The following is a 16973-nucleotide window of genomic DNA, read 5'->3' on the forward strand; positions in this document are numbered from 1 at the left end:
AAACACCCATGAAGAAACGGACGCTCCTCCTCACCGGTCTCATCGCCGCTTCGCTCGGCGCCCTCGGTACGCCGGCCTTTGCGCAGGACAAAAAACTGTCGGTCGTTGCCAGCTTCTCGATCATCGGAGATCTGGCAAAACAGGTCGGCGGCGATCACATCGAGCTCAGAACACTCGTCGGCCCGGATGGCGACGCGCATGTCTATGAACCACGCCCCGCCGATGCCATGGCTTTGGCGCGCGCCGACGTCATCCTCGTCAACGGTCTCTTGCTTGAGGGCTTCATGGAGCGCCTGATCGAGGCAAGCCAGGCAGAGGCACCGGTCACCACCGTCACCGATGGTGCCAACATTCTGAACGACCCCAAGGGCGGTCACTACCACTTCGTCGATGGCAAGGCGATTTTCCATGCCATGCCGAACGACCCGCACGCATGGCAATCGGTCGCCAATGCCAAAACCTATGTCCAGAATATCGAGAAGGCATTTTGTGCCGCCGATGCTGATGACTGCGCGACTTACAAGACCAATGCCGCCGCTTATATCGAAAAGCTGACGGCCCTCGATGCAGACATCAAGGCCGAGGTTGGTGCGATCCCGCAGGATCACCGCGTCGCTGTCGTTGCGCACAATGCCTTCCGTTATTTTGAGCGGGACTACGGCATTTCCTTCCTGTCGCCGCAGGGCGTCTCGACCGAATCCGAGGCATCGGCCGCCGATGTGGCCTCGCTGATCCGTGAGATCCGCGAAAAGCGCGCCGCCGCGGTCTTTGCCGAAAACATTGCCGATAGCCGCCTTGTCGAGCAGATCGCTTCGGAAGCCGGGCTTGCGCTCGGAGGCACGCTTTATTCGGACGCGCTGTCGCCCGCCGATGGTCCCGCGCCGACCTATATCGACATGATGCGCTACAACGTCAAAACCCTCGTTTCGGCGATCACCAAGAGCTGAGCAAACCCATTCAGGCCGGGAAAACAGGGCCTATGGATGTTACGTAATATCATTAAGGAGAGATGGATATGAAACACTGGATACTGGGAGCATCTGCCCTGGCGATCGCCGTCAGCCTCAGCGGCCCGGCCGCCTTTTCCCATGACGATGAGGAAGACGTCACGCTGTACCGCGTCTTCGTCGGCGATCACAAGGATGCCAAGGTCACGGCCTTCGATCTCGAAAAGCCGGAAAACCGCTGGGACTTCAAGACGACCGGCCAGAACAAGCTCTACAGCGTCAATGAAGGTGCCGCGATCGTTGCCGTCGAATCCGACAACGACGCCGTTCATTTCATCAACAGCGGCATCTCGCTGCATTCGCATGGCGATCATTCGGATATCGAGATCGAAAACCCGTCGGCCGTCGACAAGCCGCTGACCGGTCCGCGTCCGTTCCACGTCATCGATCACGACGGCAAGATCGTCATCAATTTCGACAAGGGCGGTTATGCCGAAATCGTCGAGGCGCATGAACTTGCCCATAACGAGATCGAATCCAAGCAGTTGAAGCAGGCCCGCGCCCATCACGGCTTTGCCGCACCTGTCGGCAATGGCTGGGTGACGACGGTTGCTTCCGATGCCCCGGTCGAAGGCGATGCCGCTCCGACGCGCGTCGGTCTGCGCGCCGTCAAGGAAGACGGTACGGTGGCTGGTGACGTCGCCACCTGCACCGGCATCCATGGTGAGGCATTCTCCGGTGCCTATCTGGCCGCCGGTTGCAAGGAAGGCATTCTTACGGTGACCGCCAGCGCGGACGGTCCGGTCACAAAAATGCTGACTTATCCGGCCGATCTTCCGGCTGGCCAAACGACGGGCACGCTGCTCGGCGCCAAGAGCATGCAGGTTTTTCTCGGCAATTACGGCGCCAAGGGCCTCGTCGTTGTCGATCCGGTCGATGAGCCGCATTTTCAGTATATCGACCTGCCGTTCCGTCGCGTCGATTTCGTGCTCGATCCGGCCAATGCCCGTTTCGGTTACGTGCTGACGGAAGACGGGACGCTGCACCAGATCGACGTGCTCGCAGGCAAGCTTTCCAAGAGCGCCAAGGTCACCGAACCCTATTCCATGGATGGTCACTGGAACGATCCGCGTCCGCGCATCGCCATGGCCGGTGATGAAGTGGTGATGACCGATCCGAATGCAGGTGTGGTTCGTCGCATCTCGAAAACCGAACTGAAGGAAGTCGGCACGGTCAAGGTTGAGGGCAAGCCGTATAACATTGCTGTCGCCGGCGGCAGCGGCAAGGTTCACGAAGGCGAAGGACATGATCACGATCATGCCGGTCATGACCACGATCACGCCCACAGCCATGGCGATCCAAAAATCTATGCCGGCTATTTTGAAGACAGCCAGGTCAAGGATCGTCCGCTTTCGGACTACGCCGGTGACTGGCAGTCGGTCTACCCCTACCTCAAGGACGGCACGCTTGAGCCGGTCTGGGAACACAAGGCTGAAAAGGGCACGGCAAAGGTCGAGGACATTCGCGCCGAATATGAAGTCGGTTACAAGACCGATGTCGACCGGATCACCATCGAAGGCGACGTGGTAACCTTCTATGAAAAGGGCAAGCCGCTGGCCGGTCACTATGCCTATGACGGTAAGGAAATCCTGACCTATAAGAAGGGCAATCGTGGCGTCCGCTTCATCTTCAAGAAGACCGAAGGCGATGCGACGGCTCCGCAATTCATCCAGTTCAGCGACCACGGCATCGCGCCGAACAAGGCAGGTCACTACCATCTCTATTGGGGCAATGACCGCGCAGCCCTTCTGAATGAAGTGACCAACTGGCCGACCTACTATCCGTCCTTCATGGACGCGAAAGAGATCGTCAGCGAGATGAAAGCGCACTAATACGGTGATTGAAAAAACGCACCCGGCTTTTGAGCCGGGTGCGATCTTAAGGGTTGGCTCGAAGTCGGGCGAACTCCATTGCCAGAGGTTGATCATGAAAGCTGCGCCAAACACCGCCAAAGCCATGTCCAAACATTGGAATGGGCGGGCACACCGCTTCAACGGTGCGGCATCGCACAAGCGTAACCATGACGACTGGAAGAGCGTGTTTTCAGCGGCGCTCGGCGAGGATGCCAGGACTGCTGTCGATCTTGGCTGCGGCACGGGTGCCTGCGCGCTGATGCTTGCTGAGCTCGGCCACCGGGTCACAGCAGTAGATGGTTCCGAAGGTATGCTGTCCCATGCGCGCCAGGATGCCGAGGACCGCGGGCTCACCGTAGATTTCGTGCATTCCTCGATGGACGATGCCGATCTTGCTGACGAAAGCGCGGACATCGTTACCCTCCGAAATGTTCTCTGGACATTGGAGAGCCCGACCGATGCATTGGCTCTGGCTGAGCGTATTCTTCGTCCGGGCGGACAGGTGTTCGTCTCGGATGGCTTGTGGTTTTTGCATCGGGAGAACGACAGTGCCGAAGAATTCGGTGGGCATCTTCCGTTCTTCAACGGCCTGACGGAAAGCGATGCCAGGTCCATGCTGAACGAGGCCGGGTTCCAGGATGTCCAGTCCTGGGGCCATCTTTTTCAGAACCATCCATACGGTGCCGTCTACGATGATAGCACACGGCAAATCGAATATTTCGTGCTGACAGCGACAAAGCCGCGCTGACGCAGCTCCAACGCTTGCGTGGCAATCCCAAGCCTGTATAGCTCTCAACCGTCGGTTCCCGTAAGGGACGAACAGGGAATTCGGGACGGAGCGATCCGTCAAACGAAACTGCCCCCGCAACTGTAGGCGGCGAGCATCCTTTCATCGGCCACTGAGCGATTGGCTCGGGAAGGCGAGAGGATGCAGCGACCCGCCAGTCAGGAGACCTGCCGACACCTGGATAAACTAATGCCGGCGGGGTGCCCGGAGGAGGAAACGGATGTTTGCAGCGTTCTTGCGTGCTGTTCCGAATGACGGTGAAAACCGGCAGGCGGGTTTCCGTGCCATCTCGATGATCCCCGATCGGGCCATTTTCACTGACCGGAGATTGATCATGACGAAACTCAAGGCTGCTCTTGCCTTTTCGACCCTTCTGTTCGCCAGTTCCGGCGCTTATGCCGCCTCGACGACCTATCCGCTGACGATCAGCAATTGCGGTCAGGACGTAACCTTCAATTCGGCGCCAAAAAGCGTTGCCGCCGTCGGCCAGTCGACGACGGAAATGCTTTACGCCCTTGGCCTCGGCGACAAAGTTGTCGGTACGTCGGTTTGGTTCAACGAGGTTCTGCCGGAGTTCAAGGACGTCAATGCCAAGGTGCCGCTTCTGGCGGACAACCATCCCGGTTTCGAAGCCGTGGCCGCCAAGAAGCCGGAACTGGTGACGACCCAGTTCGAGGTCCATGTCGGCCCGCAGGGTGTGGTCGGCACGCGCCAGCAGTTCAATGAGCTCGGCATCAACGTCTATGCCATGCCCGCCGATTGCGTCGGCAAGGATAACCTCTCGGGCGGCGACGGTTCCCGCAAGGTGCCTTTCTCGATCGATACCGTCTATCGCGCAGTGGACGAACTCTCGACCATTTTCGACGTGCAGGATCGGGGCGACAAGCTCGAGGAACAGCTTCGCTCACGCGTGTCTGTCGCTGCCGCAAAGGCAAAGTCGCTCGACCTGAAGGACGTCTCCGCCGTCTTCTGGTTCTCCAGTGCCGACATAGAGCTCGATCCCTTCGTCGCCGGCCAGAAGGGTATTCCCGGCTTCATCATGAACACGCTCGGTGTGAAGAACGTGGTCGAGAGTGATGAGGAATATCCATCCGTCGGTTGGGAAACGATCGCCAAGGCCAATCCGGATGTCATCATCATCGCGCGCATGGACCGCCGCCGTTATCCGGCCGACGACTATCAGGTGAAACTCGACTACCTGAAGAGCGATCCGGTGACCCGTGAGATGAAGGCCGTCAAAAACGGCAATATCGTTGTGGTGGATGCCCACGCCGTCCATGCCGGTATTCGCATTCCGACCGGCATCGAAGCTGTCGCCGACGCACTTGAAGACATCAAGGGCAAGCAGTGACCGATATCGCAGTGGAGCGGGACGGGGGATCGCCACACGCCGGATCGGTTATCTGGCTGGATCCGTCCTCCTGCTCCTCATTGCCATTGCGCTGGGCGTCTCCGTCGGGGAGACGTCCATGCCACTCCATCTTGTCGGCCAGACGCTGGCCAACAAGATGTTCGGCGCGTCCTATGCCATCGATCCGATCGACGCGGGTATCATCTGGAACTATCGGCTCACACGCGCCATCGTGGCGGCCTGCTGCGGTGCGTCGCTCGCCGTCTCCGGCGTCGTCTTGCAGGCCATGCTCCGCAATGCGCTGGCCGATCCCTACATCCTCGGCATTTCCGCCGGCGCATCGACGGGCGCGGTTACCATTCTGATCCTTGGGATTGGGGGCGGGCTTCTCTCGCTCTCGCTTGGCGCCTTTGCCGGTTCGCTCATCGCCTTTCTTCTGGTGGTCATCCTGGCGCGCGCTGCAGGAGGCGGTGTCGGCATCCAGGCGACCGGGCTCATCATCCTCGCCGGCATCGCCGGCTCACAGCTTTTCAACGCCCTGACTTCCTTCATCATCACCCGATCCGCCAATGCCGAGCAGGTGCGTGGTGTCATGTTCTGGCTGATGGGGAACCTCAGCGGTGTACGCTGGAACGATGTGTTCCTCGCCGTCCCGATCGCCATTCTGGGTGTCTGTATTTGCATGTGGCATCGTCGGGCACTCGATGCCTTTACTTTCGGTGCGGACTCCGCGGCCTCACTCGGAGTGCCCGTCCGAAAGATCCAGGCGATCGTTATCGGAACGGCGGCGATGATGACCGCCGTCATGGTCAGCATCGTCGGGTCGATCGGTTTCGTCGGCATCGTCATTCCCCATGCCGCGCGCTTTCTCGTCGGGCCGCGTCACGCCCGCCTTCTGCCCGTGTCGGCGCTGATGGGAGCGGTTTTTCTCGTGCTTGCCGATATCGGCTCGCGGGTGCTCGTGCCCAATCAGGTCCTGCCGATCGGTGTCATCACCGCCCTTGTCGGCGCACCGGGATTCGCCATCATCCTCATTCGCGGAAGGCGCATTCGATGATCCTCACCGCCAAGGGTATCGGTTGGAGCGTTCGCAGCACCAGCATCGTTGAAGATGTTTGTCTTGAGGTGCAGGCCGGAGAAACGCTCGGATTGATCGGTCCCAACGGTTCCGGCAAGTCGACGCTGCTGAAACTGCTGGCCGGCATCCTTACACCCTCTTCCGGGACAGTCATGCTGCAGGATCAGCCCATGGCGCGGATGAACCGGCGGCAGGTTGGCCAGACCCTGGCCTTTGTCGAGCAGCAGAGCGATACATTCGAGCGCCTAACCGTCAAAGACGCTGTCGAACTTGGTCGAACGGCATGGTTGTCGGCACTGCAACCCTGGTCGGCGGGCGATGACCGTATCATGGCCGAGGCCTTGCGGCAGGTCGATATGGCCGGCATGGAAAAACGGTTTTGGCACACGCTGTCAGGTGGCGAAAAACAGCGCGTCCATATCGCTCGCGCTCTCGCGCAGCATCCGAAAATCCTGCTGCTCGATGAGCCGACCAACCATCTGGATATCCAGCATCAGCTCTCCATCCTCGGCCTCGTCAAGGCGCTTCCCATCACCTCGGTGATCGCGCTTCACGATCTCAATCAGGCGATGACCTGCGACCGGATCGGCGTGATGTCGAAAGGCTCGCTTCTGGCGGTTGGCACTCCAGCCGAGATTTTGACACTCGATCTCATCCGCGATGTTTTTGGCGTCACGGCCCGTTTTATCGAAGATACGGACGGCACAAGCCTGATCCGGTTCCAGTCCATTCAGTGAGGTATCCATGCGCTCCGTTTTCCTTGCCGCTCTCCTGGTCTTGCTGCCGATCTCCGTCCATGCCGAGACCTTCGAAGTGAAGATGCTGAACGGCAACGCCACAGGCGGCATGGCTTTCGAGCCGGATTTCCTGTCACTGAAGCCGGGCGACACGGTGAAGTTTCTCGCCACCCAGCGCGGACACAACGCAGCGACGATCAAGGATTTCCTCCCGGAAGGAGCCACTCCGTTCAAGGGCAAGATCAACCAGGAAATCGAGATCACCTTCACCGAGGAAGGTTTCTACGGGATCATGTGCACGCCGCATTACGACATGGGCATGGTGATGGTCGTCCGGGTCGGCGACGCGCCGCTGTCTGAGATGAAACTGCCGGGCGATGTGCGGCCGGGGGCAGTGAAGCGTATCGGTCAGATCGTCGAGAGAAACCGGTAGCATTTGTCGGGCAACAACGGGCTGGCCAAGCGCCGATATGATCCGCCAGCGGTTCTCATCTCGTGTTCCCCATTGCCTGGTTTCTCACCTCTGTTGTCCAGGATCGAACGGAGGGGAGCCCGAGGGCTTCGTCCGACCCTGCTCCAGATCAATCGTATCGATGTCGGTCCGCAACTCGTCGCAGGCCGGAGAACGCGATTGATTGGCAGCGTCTTCCGGCGTCTGCGATGCAGCATGATGTTCGCGGCCGATGATGTAAGGATTTAAGCAGAGATAGCACATTGATCGTTATCCATCGGGTAAAGACATTGAGCGGCCCGGAATTTACCCGAGACGGGTCGGCGTATTTCTCGGCGAGCTTCCTTCAAGCGTGCCGACCGGGATGTTGGCGCATTAGGCCGATGTCTGGCGCGATGTCGAAAGAAATCCGGCGATGTAATCGACGGCCTCATCGCCGCTTCTCAAGCCGAGATGGATGCTCTTCCGGATACCGTGCTGGCCGATGCGGACGGGACGGACACCGAGCACTGCCGCTTCCCGTCGCACCAGCCAGTCCGGAATGGCGCTGACGCCGCGACCGGCGGCCACGAGCTGAAGCATCATTTCCGTCGTCTCGACATTACGGTGGTGGAGCGGCCGACTATGGGCAGGCACCAGGAACTGCGTGAACACATCCAGCCGCTCAGGCGGGACCGGGTAGGTGAACAGCGTTTCCTCCAAGAGGTCGGCAGGCCCGGCATGGCTTTTAAGCGCCAGCGGGTGATCGACTGGCACGGCAAGCACCAGTTCATAATCGAACACGGGCAGATAATGGATGCCCGGCGCCTCGATCGGGTCCGGTGTGATCAGGATGTCGATTTCATACCCCGTCAACGCCGCCATGCCACCGAAGGCAAAGGATGTCGTCAGCTCCAGGTCCACATCCGGCCAATCGACCAGATAGGGTTTTGTGACACTCATCAGCCATTGATGGCAGGGATGGCATTCCATGCCGATCTTGAGAGACCCCCGCTGGCCATAGCGATAGTCCGACAGGACGTCTTCGGCCCTTTCGATCTGCGGCAGAACGCGCTGCGCCAGTGCCACGATATAACGACCGGCTTCGGTGAGCCTAAGATTGCGCCCATCCTTTTCCCATATGGCGACGCCGTAGCGCTCTTCGAGCTTACGGATCGTGTGGCTGAGCGCGGACTGGGAGACGTTGAGCCGCTCCGCCGCCGCCGTCAGGCTGCCGAGCCGATCGACTTCACGCAGGATCGACAGATGTTGCTTGTCCAGCATGGTCATGCCTCCGCTTCTTGGGCGGGACCGACCTCGGCCGGGCTCGGATCGCGAACGGGAACCGGCCGGTGGTCAGCGCCGACCGCCACCATAGTGAAATGTCCGGTCGCCGTTATGTACCTTTCGCCCGTCAGCAGATTTTCCGACCAGAGTTTCGTTTCAATCGACATGGAACTGCGGCCGACGCGTTCGACGCGCGCCTGCGCCTCGACAATCTCGCCGATCTCAATGGCTCTCGTGAAATCGATCCGCTCCGATGACGCCAGAACGACAAGCTTGCCGGAATATCGCGATGCCGCCACGAATGCAGCCTTGGTCATGTAGGCGATCGCTTCGCCACCAAACATCCGGCCGACACTGTTTGCCTGATCCGGGAAGACGATCTCGACCATGGAAACGGCATCGCTCGTGTCTGACCCGGTGTCGGGAGCCAGTTCAGGTAACTTATAGTTCGCGGCATTCTCCTCCTCCGGTATCGCGACCATGTTGAAGATGCCGCGCGTGCAGATGTGCCGCTGGCGGCCGACAATGGTTTCCGCCGCCATCTCGACCTCGACCGTCAGGGAGCGGCGTCCGGCCTTGACCGGCTTCGCCGTGAACTCGACGATATGCCCGATACGGGCGGGCTGCCTGAAATCGATCCGCTCGCAGGATGCGGTCACGAACGGCATTCTCCCGAACCGGGTCGCCGCGATGAAGGCAACGCGATCCATCAGCGTCAGGCCTGTTCCCCCGAAGAGGGTGCCATGATGGTTGGTGTCGCCGGGAAAGACGATATCAATGAGACGGGTTGTCGAGCCGTGCTGGGCTGGCCTTGTTGGTTTTGCGGTCTCTGTCATCGGCTCTGCCATCAGGTTGCGGCAGGGCGGCGGCATGACGCAGAGACGAAGGCATGGGAATGCCGATCGCGAAAGCGGCACTCCGGGACACCCCGCCCGTGGACGTTATCTATCGCGGCAGGTCTCCTGGCTTGCGGGTCATAGCTCAGGTCCGTCTTCCCGAGGCAGGCCTCAGTGACTGGTAAGGACTTTCGCTCGCCGCTTACAGTTGCGGGGGCAGCTTCGGTCTTGGGTCAAAGCCCGCACCGAATTCCCTCTTAGCTCCGGACCTTCATCCGCAGAACCACGATGAGGAAGCAATGTCGCATGTCGCTGACATGGTCAAGGAGTGGATGATGGCTGCGCGCCTGCGCCGCGTCGCCGGAAGCCGGCCAACTGGGGTCGCAGGCCAATTGCGGCCGGTCCGATGGAGGCGGAAAATCATGAACGCGGCTCATCATTCGATGAGATAATACCATTTTTCTCGATTACCGCCTCGGGCATAAAGCACTCAACACGCTTGAAAACAAACAATCGAAAATGGTGGCCGAGAAATCGTATCAGGATGCTTCTCAATACTGAAAGCGAGCATTCGGTGCGGATTTAGATCGGAAATTAGGAAAGACGGATCGCCATGAGCGAAGATTTCAAATTTTCTATCAAAAGCACTCGCTTCGATACGGATTATCGTCCCTCGGACAATACCCGAGTGACGACGAATTTTGCCAATCTGGCCAGAGGTGAAAACCGCGAGGAAAACCTCCGCAACGCCTTGAAGATGATCGATAATCGCTTCAATGCGCTGGCGCATTGGGATAACCCCGAGAATAATCGTTATTCTGTCGAACTCGAGATTATCTCCGTCGAGATGAATCTCGGTGCAGACGGCAGCAACGATGCCTTCCCGCTGATCGAGATCCTGAAAACGAATATTGTCGATCGAAAGACCGGGGAGCGCATTGACGGCATCGTCGGCAATAATTTCTCGTCCTACGTACGCGATTATGACTTCAGCGTCGTGCTTCCGGAATACAACAAGGATCGCCCTGCATTCAGTGCTCCGAGCGACTTTGGCGATCTGCATGGCAACCTGTTCAAGAGCTTCCTGAACTCGGATGCCTACAAAGCGCATTTCCATAAACCCCCAGTCATTTGCCTGAGTGCTTCGAGCAGCAAGACCTATCGCCGGACTGAAAACCGGCATCCGATCCTGGGCGCCGAGTACGTCCAGAATGAATTCTCGTCCACCGACGAGTACTTCAGAAAAATGGGGTTGCAGGTCCGCTATTTCATGCCGCCGAATAGCGTAGCACCCTTCGCCTTCTATTTCCTCGGAGACCTGCTTGGTGATTACACCAATCTCGAGCTGATCAGCACGATCAGCACGATGGAGACGTTCCAGAAGATCTATCGGCCGGAGATTTACAACGCCAATTCAGTCGCAGGGGCTGTGTACCAGCCGAGCCTGAAACACCAGGATTATTCGCTGACCCGGATTGTCTACGACCGTGAAGAACGCAGCCGCCTGGCTGTCGAGCAGGGGCGGTTTGCCGAGGAGCATTTCATCAAGCCATACAAGACCGTTCTTGAGCAATGGTCTGCCAGATACGCCGCCTGATCAACGCAGAACACAAGGTAATCTATTTTGAAAACACTGTTGCCCACGTCAACCGCCGGCAGCTTGCCGAAACCCTCATGGCTTGCAGAACCCGAAAAGCTCTGGTCACCTTGGAAACTGGACGGTGAGGAGTTGATTGCAGGCAAGCAGGATGCTCTGCGCCTTTCGCTTGACGACCAACAAAAGGCCGGCATCGATATCGTCAGCGATGGCGAGCAGACGCGCCAGCATTTCGTCACGACCTTTATCGAGCACCTCGACGGCGTTGATTTCGAGAAGCGCGAGACGGTCAGAATCCGCAATCGTTATGATGCGAGTGTGCCGACCGTCGTTGGCGCTATTTCCCGTCCCAAGCCGGTTTTTGTCGAAGACGCGAAATTCCTCCGCCAGCAGACCAGGCAGCCCATCAAATGGGCCCTGCCGGGTCCCATGACGATGATCGATACGCTTTACGATGCCCACTATAAGAGCCGTGAAAAACTGGCCTGGGAATTTGCCAAGGTTCTGAATGAGGAAGCCAGGGAACTGGAAGCTGCCGGTGTCGATATCATCCAGTTCGACGAGCCCGCATTCAACGTCTTCTTCGACGAGGTGAACGACTGGGGAATTGCCACCCTCGAAAAGGCGATGGAGGGACTGAAGTGCGAGAAAGCCGTCCATATCTGCTATGGCTACGGCATCAAGGCCAATACGGACTGGAAGAAAACCCTGGGAGAAGAATGGCGGCAGTATGAGCAAACCTTCCCCAAGCTGCAGAAATCCAGCGTCGATCTGATCTCGCTGGAATGCCACAACTCCCATGTCCCGATCGATCTGATTGAGCTCATCCGCGGCAAGAAGGTGATGGTGGGTGCCATCGACGTGGCCTCCAACACCATCGAGACCCCGGAGGAAGTTGCCGGCACTCTGCGAAAGGCGCTTCAGTTCGTGGACGCCGACAAGCTCTATCCCTGCACCAATTGCGGCATGGCGCCTTTGTCTCGCCAGGTCGCGACAGGCAAACTGAAGGCTCTGGCGGCAGGCGCGGAGATCGTCCGGAAAGAACTTTCGTCTTAATTCTGGCTGAGCCACGGGAGGCCGACATGAACATGGTGGAACATCGCTTCGACATCGTCGACAAAGCCGCGTTTCGCAACGGCATGTCGCGCCTCGGCTCGGCAGTCAACGTCGTAACGGCCAGATATGGCGGCAGGCGTTACGGCTTTACCGCGTCGGCGGTCTGCAGTGTCAGTGATACGCCGGCAACGCTTCTCGTCTGCCTCAATCGCGCGAGCTCGTGTTTTCAAGCCTTCGAAAACACGCGCCATTTTTGCGTCAATACGCTGATGCCGGACCAGGAAGACATCTCCAATCACTTCGGCGGAAAAACGTCGACCGACGACCGCTTTGCGATTGGCGACTGGAGAGACGGCATCACGGGCGCACCGGTACTTGCCAACGCGTCGGTCAGCTTTGAATGCGAAACCACCAATTTCATTGACGAGGCAACCCACCGCATCTTCTTCGGGCGGGTCATCGATATTCGCGAGAACGAAGAACAGGCAGCGCTACTATACTGCATGCGCCGCTATCTTAACGGCTAGAGCGTCTGACTAGCTAGTTCCGACTACCCACCGGACATGTAGGCATCGCCCAGGTTCTCCGCTGCTAATCGTCGCGAACGACCGCATCCTTGAAGCGCATGGATGCCAGCAATTGATGGGTTGGGGTACAGAATCTCCATTTTTCGACGGGATATATCCCGGCCGTAGGCAATCGCGTCCGCCATGATTTTACGGATGTGGGTTTTCGCCTCGGCCTTTGCAGCTTCCAGTCCGGGCAGTTGCTTGCCGCCAAGTTCGAGGACTGCGCCAGATTTCGAACAGGAGTAGAAGACGTATCTCGGCATGATGGTTGACCTGTAACTTTCATCCAGTGAAGGAAACAGTCGTATACTTGCCGATCACCCCATAGTGGTTCCAGACTACTCCGAAGGCAACGTTATAGGAATTTTATAAATGCGCTACGAGCAGCCTTCTTTGAAGCAGGGCCCGGCATGGACCGAAGCGCAAAGCCAGGTGTAACAGGCGCAGGCATGTAGGGATCACAGCCGCTCGGCCTCGGGATTCTGCTCATGAACTTCATTTAAAATGCCCTCCCGGCGTCACGGCCGGGAGGGCATCTCTTCGTGGCATGTTCTATGACTAGTTCTTGGCGTCGGCCCAGCTCTTCACCAGTTCGTCGTAGTTGACGGTGATCGGCTTTTCCTTCTCGTTCTCGATCTTCAGCTGCGGCGCGAGGTTGCCCTTCGAAACCGCATCCTTGTTCCAGTATTCGAGGTCATGCTCTTCCGCGAGTTTCGGGCCCATGTCCTTCTGGACACCGGCGCGTTCGAGGCGCTGCATCACCTTTTCCTGCTCGGCGCAGAGCGAGTCCATCGCCTCCTGCGGAGTTTTTGCACCTGAAGCGGCATCGCCGATCGCCTGCCACCACAGCTGCGCCAGCTTCGGATAGTCCGGCACGTTGGTGCCGGTCGGCGACCACTGCACGCGGGCCGGCGAGCGATAGAATTCGATCAGGCCGCCGAGCTGCGGTGCGCGATCGGTAAAACTCTTGTGGCGGATCGAGCTTTCGCGGATCAGCGTCAGGCCGACATGGCTCTTCTTCACGTCGACCGTCTTCGAGGTGACGAACTGGGCATAGAGCCAGGCCGCCTTGGCGCGGTCGTCCGGCGTGGATTTGAGCAGCGTCCAGGAACCGACGTCCTGATAGCCGAGCTTCATCCCGTCCTTCCAGTAGACGCCATGCGGCGAGGGGGCAAAACGCCATTTAGGCGTGCCGTCCTCGTTCATGACCGGCAGGCCGGGCTTGACCATGTCGGCGGTAAACGCGGTGTACATGAACATCTGCTGGGCGATTTCGCCCTGGGCCGGAACCGGTCCGGATTCCGAGAAGGTCATGCCGTTCGCCGCAGCCGGGGCATAGGCCTTCATCCAGTCGAGATATTTCTGGATCGAATAGACCGCCGCCGGTCCGTTGGTGTCGCCGCCGCGCGCGACGCAGGAGCCGACCGGCCGCGAATTCTCGTCGACCTTGATGCCCCATTCGTCGACGGGAAGGCCGTTCGGCAGGCCCTTGTCGCCGTTGCCGGCCATCGAAAGCCAGGCGTCGGTGAAGCGCCAGCCGAGCGACGGATCCTTCTTGCCGTAGTCCATGTGGCCATAGACCTTCTTGCCGTCCACGTCGCGGCCGGTGAAGAATTCGGCAATGTCCTCATAGGCAGACCAGTTGACCGGAACGCCGAGGTCGTAGCCGTATTTGGCCTTGAAATCGGCCTTGTTCTTTTCGTCATTGAACCAGTCGTAGCGGAACCAGTAGAGGTTGGCGAATTGCTGGTCGGGCAGCTGGTAGAGCTTCTTGTCCGGCGCGGTGGTGAATTTCAGGCCGATGAAGTCTTCGAGATCGAGGCCCGGATTGGTGACGTCCTTGCCTTCATTGGCCATCCAGTCGGTCAGCGAACGGGCCTGCTGGTAGCGCCAATGGGTGCCGATCAGGTCGGAATCGTTGACATAGGCGTCATAGACATTCTCCCCCGACTGCATCTGTGTCTGCAGCTTTTCGACGACGTCGCCTTCGCCGATCAGGTCATGCGTCAGCTTGATGCCCGTGATTTCACTGAAGGCCTTCGCAAGCACCTTGGATTCATATTCATGGGTGGTGATGGTTTCCGAAACGACCTTGATATCCATGCCGGCAAAGGGCTTTGCCGCATCGATGAACCATTGCATTTCGGCTTCCTGCTCGGCGCGAGAAAGCGCCGACATATCCTTGATTTCAGCATCGAGGAATTTCTTGGCTGCGTCCATGTCGGCGGTGGCCGTGCCCGCCAGTGCCAGTAATATGACTGCGGTCGATGTCAGAAGATGCCGTCGCATGATGTCCTCCCAGAGTTGCGATTGCAATTTCAGTCCCGGCGCCGGTCCTCCCGCGCGCCGTATCACGCTTGCTCCTGCCTAGACGAAGCGGAAGACGCAGATCGCGTAGACCACTGCGATGCCAAGAGCCCACCACAGGTTGGGGCCGACGAGCCCCAGCCAGGCGAGATTGATGAATGCCGCGCCGAGCAGCGAGATGAACAGCCGGTCGCCGCGCGTCGTCTCGAAGCGCAGGATGCCGACCCGCGGGCTGCCACCCGGCGAAAAATATTCCCACACGCCCATCGCCGCGATCAGCAGGAAGATGGTGATGAAGAACAGCGCCGTCGGTAGCGTCCAGGCCATCCAGGCAAAGTTCATGGGTTCCTCCCCTCTGAGACATCGGCATGCTACACCCTCCCCAGCGCAAAACCCTTGGCGATGTAGTTGCGAACGAAATAGATGACGAGCGCGCCGGGCACGATCGTCAGCACGCCGGCGGCCGCCAGCACGCCCCAGTCCATGCCGGATGCCGAGACTGTCCGCGTCATGATCGCCGAGATCGGCTTGGCGGCAGTCGTCGTCAGCGTTCGGGCAAGCAGCAGTTCCACCCACGAGAACATGAAGCAGAAGAAGGCGGCCACCCCAATGCCCGACGCAATCAGCGGCATGAAGATCTTCACGAAGAAGCGCGGGAAGGAATAACCGTCGATATAGGCGGTCTCGTCGATCTCCTTCGGCACGCCCGACATGAAGCCTTCGAGGATCCAGACCGCCAGCGGCACGTTGAACAGGCAATGGGCCAGCGCCACGGCGATATGGGTGTCGATCAGCCCGAAGGCCGAATAGAGCTGGAAGAAGGGCAAAGCAAACACCGCCGGCGGTGCCATGCGGTTGGTGAGCAGCCAGAAGAACAGGTGCTTGTCGCCGAGGAACCGGTAGCGCGAGAAGGCATAGGCCGCCGGCAACGCAGCTGCGACCGAGATCAGCGTGTTCAGCCCCACATAGATGATCGAGTTGATATAGCCGTTATACCAGGACGGATCGGTGAAGATCACCGCGTAGTTTCGAAGCGTCGGATTGTGCGGGAAGAGCGAGAAGGTGCCGGTGATCTCGGCATTCTCCTTGAAGCTCATATTGACCAGCCAGTAGATCGGCAACAGCAGGAAGACGATGTAGAGCGTTGAGACGAGCCAGGAGAAGCGACCGGCAGGTTTGTACTTTTTGACGTCAGCCATGGTGCCCTCCTTCAGCTTTCCGCGTCGCTGCTGGTCATCACGGTGTAGAAGATCCATGAGAGCAGCAGGATGATGAGGAAGTAGACGAGAGACATCGCGGCAGCCGGCCCGAGGTCGAACTGGCCGACGGCCATCTTCACGAGGTCGATCGACAGGAAGGTCGTCGAATTGCCCGGCCCGCCGCCGGTGACGACGAAGGGTTCGGTATAGATCATGAAACTGTCCATGAAGCGCAGGAGCACCGCGATCAGCAGAACCCGCTTCATCTTCGGCAGCTGGATGTAGCGGAAGACGGACCAGCGCGAGGCGCCGTCGATCTTGGCCGCCTGGTAATAGGCGTCGGGGATCGACACGAGACCTGCATAGCAGAGCAGCACCACAAGGCTCGTCCAGTGCCACACATCCATGACGATGACGGTGATCCAGGCATCGAGCGGGTTGCGGACATAGTTGTAATCGATGCCGAGCATGGCGAGTGTGCGGCCGAGCAGGCCGATATCGACGCGGCCGAAAACCTGCCAGATCGTACCGACGACATTCCACGGGATGAGCAGCGGCAGCGCCATCAGAACGAGGCAGACCGGCACGCCGATCCCCTTTTTCGGCATGTTGAGCGCGATGAAGATTCCGAGCGGTATCTCCAGCGCCAGGATGATGAATGAGAAGAGCAGGTTGCGCTGCAGTGCTTCCCAGAAGCGGGCGGAATTCAGGATCTCATCGAACCAGTCCGTCCCGGCCCAGAAGAATTCGTTGTTTCCGAACGTATCCTGTACCGAATAATTGACCACCGTCATCAGCGGAATGGCGGCCGAAAACAGCACGAGCACCAGCACCGGCAGGACGAAGAACCAGGCCTTGTTGTTATAGGTCTTTTCCATG

Annotated in this window: 17 protein-coding genes and 2 riboswitches; of the genes, 10 read left to right on the top strand and 7 right to left on the bottom strand. The window is 58.9% G+C overall.

The features are described from left to right. Window positions 1-8: 8 nt before the first annotated feature. The 7 genes from aztC to N7E02_RS15555 all read left to right on the top strand — a co-directional run bounded on the left by aztC (window position 9) and on the right by N7E02_RS15555 (window position 7246). Window positions 9-947 carry a zinc ABC transporter substrate-binding protein AztC gene (aztC, locus tag N7E02_RS15525; RefSeq protein WP_286583006.1) on the top strand — a complete coding sequence of 313 codons (939 nt, stop codon included), beginning with the start codon at window positions 9-11 and terminating at the stop codon, window positions 945-947. A gap of 1199 nt (window positions 948-2146) precedes the next feature. After that, entirely contained in the window at window positions 2147-2839 is a 693-nt protein-coding gene (locus tag N7E02_RS29745) for a metal-binding protein ZinT (protein WP_374730727.1), read from the top strand. 4 nt (window positions 2840-2843) lie between these two features. Continuing rightward, window positions 2844-3608: a class I SAM-dependent methyltransferase gene (locus N7E02_RS15535; RefSeq protein ID WP_286583011.1), complete on the top strand. Its 765-nt coding sequence runs from the start codon at window positions 2844-2846 to the stop codon at window positions 3606-3608. Window positions 3609-3643: 35 nt separating this feature from the next. Beyond that, window positions 3644-3836: riboswitch (cobalamin riboswitch) on the top strand. 145 nt (window positions 3837-3981) lie between these two features. Beyond that, entirely contained in the window at window positions 3982-4998 is a 1017-nt protein-coding gene (locus N7E02_RS15540; protein ID WP_286583014.1) for an ABC transporter substrate-binding protein, read from the top strand. Between the two features lie 28 nt (window positions 4999-5026). Next, window positions 5027-6055: a FecCD family ABC transporter permease gene (locus tag N7E02_RS15545; protein ID WP_374730729.1), complete on the top strand. Its 1029-nt coding sequence runs from the start codon at window positions 5027-5029 to the stop codon at window positions 6053-6055. Continuing rightward, window positions 6052-6813, top strand: a complete 762-nt coding sequence (locus N7E02_RS15550; protein ID WP_286583019.1) for an ABC transporter ATP-binding protein — start codon at window positions 6052-6054, stop codon at window positions 6811-6813. Before N7E02_RS15545 ends, N7E02_RS15550 begins: the two co-directional genes overlap by 4 nt. Window positions 6814-6820: 7 nt before the next feature. Further along, window positions 6821-7246 (top strand): pseudoazurin, encoded by a 426-nt coding sequence (locus tag N7E02_RS15555; protein ID WP_286583021.1) that lies wholly within the window; start codon window positions 6821-6823, stop codon window positions 7244-7246. Between the two features lie 393 nt (window positions 7247-7639). Here the strand turns inward: N7E02_RS15555 and N7E02_RS15560 are convergent, their stop codons facing one another. Together N7E02_RS15560 and N7E02_RS15565 are read right to left on the bottom strand one after the other, a co-directional pair. Next, window positions 7640-8527 carry a LysR family transcriptional regulator gene (locus tag N7E02_RS15560; protein ID WP_286583023.1) on the bottom strand — a complete coding sequence of 296 codons (888 nt, stop codon included), beginning with the start codon at window positions 8525-8527 and terminating at the stop codon, window positions 7640-7642. Window positions 8528-8529: 2 nt separating this feature from the next. Then, on the bottom strand, window positions 8530-9366 hold the full coding sequence (locus tag N7E02_RS15565; protein ID WP_286583024.1) for an acyl-CoA thioesterase: 837 nt from the start codon (window positions 9364-9366) through the stop codon (window positions 8530-8532). Window positions 9367-9465: 99 nt separating this feature from the next. Then, a riboswitch (cobalamin riboswitch) is annotated at window positions 9466-9669 on the bottom strand. Window positions 9670-9979: 310 nt separating this feature from the next. Between N7E02_RS15565 and N7E02_RS15570 the strand changes: the two genes are divergently transcribed. Genes N7E02_RS15570 through N7E02_RS15580 form a run of 3 tightly spaced genes read left to right on the top strand, consistent with a single transcriptional unit; the run spans window position 9980 to window position 12546 of the window. After that, window positions 9980-10963, top strand: coding sequence for a DUF1852 domain-containing protein (locus tag N7E02_RS15570; protein ID WP_286583025.1), 984 nt, complete (start codon window positions 9980-9982; stop codon window positions 10961-10963). 27 nt (window positions 10964-10990) lie between these two features. Beyond that, on the top strand, window positions 10991-12019 hold the full coding sequence (locus N7E02_RS15575; protein ID WP_286583026.1) for a methionine synthase: 1029 nt from the start codon (window positions 10991-10993) through the stop codon (window positions 12017-12019). Between the two features lie 26 nt (window positions 12020-12045). Continuing rightward, window positions 12046-12546 (top strand): flavin reductase, encoded by a 501-nt coding sequence (locus tag N7E02_RS15580; RefSeq protein ID WP_286583027.1) that lies wholly within the window; start codon window positions 12046-12048, stop codon window positions 12544-12546. Window positions 12547-12569: 23 nt separating this feature from the next. Here the strand turns inward: N7E02_RS15580 and N7E02_RS15585 are convergent, their stop codons facing one another. From N7E02_RS15585 to N7E02_RS15605, 5 genes are all read right to left on the bottom strand, one after another. Next, window positions 12570-12851, bottom strand: a complete 282-nt coding sequence (locus N7E02_RS15585; RefSeq protein WP_286583028.1) for a hypothetical protein — start codon at window positions 12849-12851, stop codon at window positions 12570-12572. Between the two features lie 295 nt (window positions 12852-13146). Continuing rightward, a complete protein-coding gene (locus N7E02_RS15590; RefSeq protein WP_286583030.1) occupies window positions 13147-14877 on the bottom strand; it encodes an ABC transporter substrate-binding protein in 1731 nt (576 codons plus the stop codon). Window positions 14878-14955: 78 nt separating this feature from the next. Then, entirely contained in the window at window positions 14956-15237 is a 282-nt protein-coding gene (locus N7E02_RS15595; protein ID WP_286583031.1) for a DUF2160 domain-containing protein, read from the bottom strand. A 29-nt stretch (window positions 15238-15266) separates the two neighbouring features. After that, window positions 15267-16094: a carbohydrate ABC transporter permease gene (locus N7E02_RS15600; RefSeq protein ID WP_286583035.1), complete on the bottom strand. Its 828-nt coding sequence runs from the start codon at window positions 16092-16094 to the stop codon at window positions 15267-15269. 11 nt (window positions 16095-16105) lie between these two features. After that, window positions 16106-16972, bottom strand: coding sequence for a carbohydrate ABC transporter permease (locus tag N7E02_RS15605; protein WP_286583037.1), 867 nt, complete (start codon window positions 16970-16972; stop codon window positions 16106-16108). Window position 16973 lies beyond the last annotated feature (1 nt).

The organism is Terrirhizobium terrae, assembly GCF_030323265.1.
In the GTDB taxonomy this organism is placed as follows: domain Bacteria; phylum Pseudomonadota; class Alphaproteobacteria; order Rhizobiales; family Rhizobiaceae; genus Neorhizobium.

Excerpts from the sequence above, each read along its gene's own strand:
- aztC (WP_286583006.1), top strand. The coding sequence starts at position 9 with ATGAAGAAACGGACGCTCCTCCTCACCGGTCTCATCGCCGCTTCGCTC.
- N7E02_RS15540 (WP_286583014.1), top strand. The coding sequence starts at position 3,982 with ATGACGAAACTCAAGGCTGCTCTTGCCTTTTCGACCCTTCTGTTCGCC.
- N7E02_RS15550 (WP_286583019.1), top strand. The coding sequence starts at position 6,052 with ATGATCCTCACCGCCAAGGGTATCGGTTGGAGCGTTCGCAGCACCAGC.
- N7E02_RS15555 (WP_286583021.1), top strand. The coding sequence starts at position 6,821 with ATGCGCTCCGTTTTCCTTGCCGCTCTCCTGGTCTTGCTGCCGATCTCC.
- N7E02_RS15560 (WP_286583023.1), bottom strand. The coding sequence starts at position 8,527 with ATGCTGGACAAGCAACATCTGTCGATCCTGCGTGAAGTCGATCGGCTC.
- N7E02_RS15565 (WP_286583024.1), bottom strand. The coding sequence starts at position 9,366 with ATGACAGAGACCGCAAAACCAACAAGGCCAGCCCAGCACGGCTCGACA.
- N7E02_RS15570 (WP_286583025.1), top strand. The coding sequence starts at position 9,980 with ATGAGCGAAGATTTCAAATTTTCTATCAAAAGCACTCGCTTCGATACG.
- N7E02_RS15580 (WP_286583027.1), top strand. The coding sequence starts at position 12,046 with ATGAACATGGTGGAACATCGCTTCGACATCGTCGACAAAGCCGCGTTT.
- N7E02_RS15585 (WP_286583028.1), bottom strand. The coding sequence starts at position 12,851 with ATGCCGAGATACGTCTTCTACTCCTGTTCGAAATCTGGCGCAGTCCTC.
- N7E02_RS15590 (WP_286583030.1), bottom strand. The coding sequence starts at position 14,877 with ATGCGACGGCATCTTCTGACATCGACCGCAGTCATATTACTGGCACTG.
- N7E02_RS15595 (WP_286583031.1), bottom strand. The coding sequence starts at position 15,237 with ATGAACTTTGCCTGGATGGCCTGGACGCTACCGACGGCGCTGTTCTTC.
- N7E02_RS15600 (WP_286583035.1), bottom strand. The coding sequence starts at position 16,094 with ATGGCTGACGTCAAAAAGTACAAACCTGCCGGTCGCTTCTCCTGGCTC.
- N7E02_RS15605 (WP_286583037.1), bottom strand. The coding sequence starts at position 16,972 with ATGGAAAAGACCTATAACAACAAGGCCTGGTTCTTCGTCCTGCCGGTG.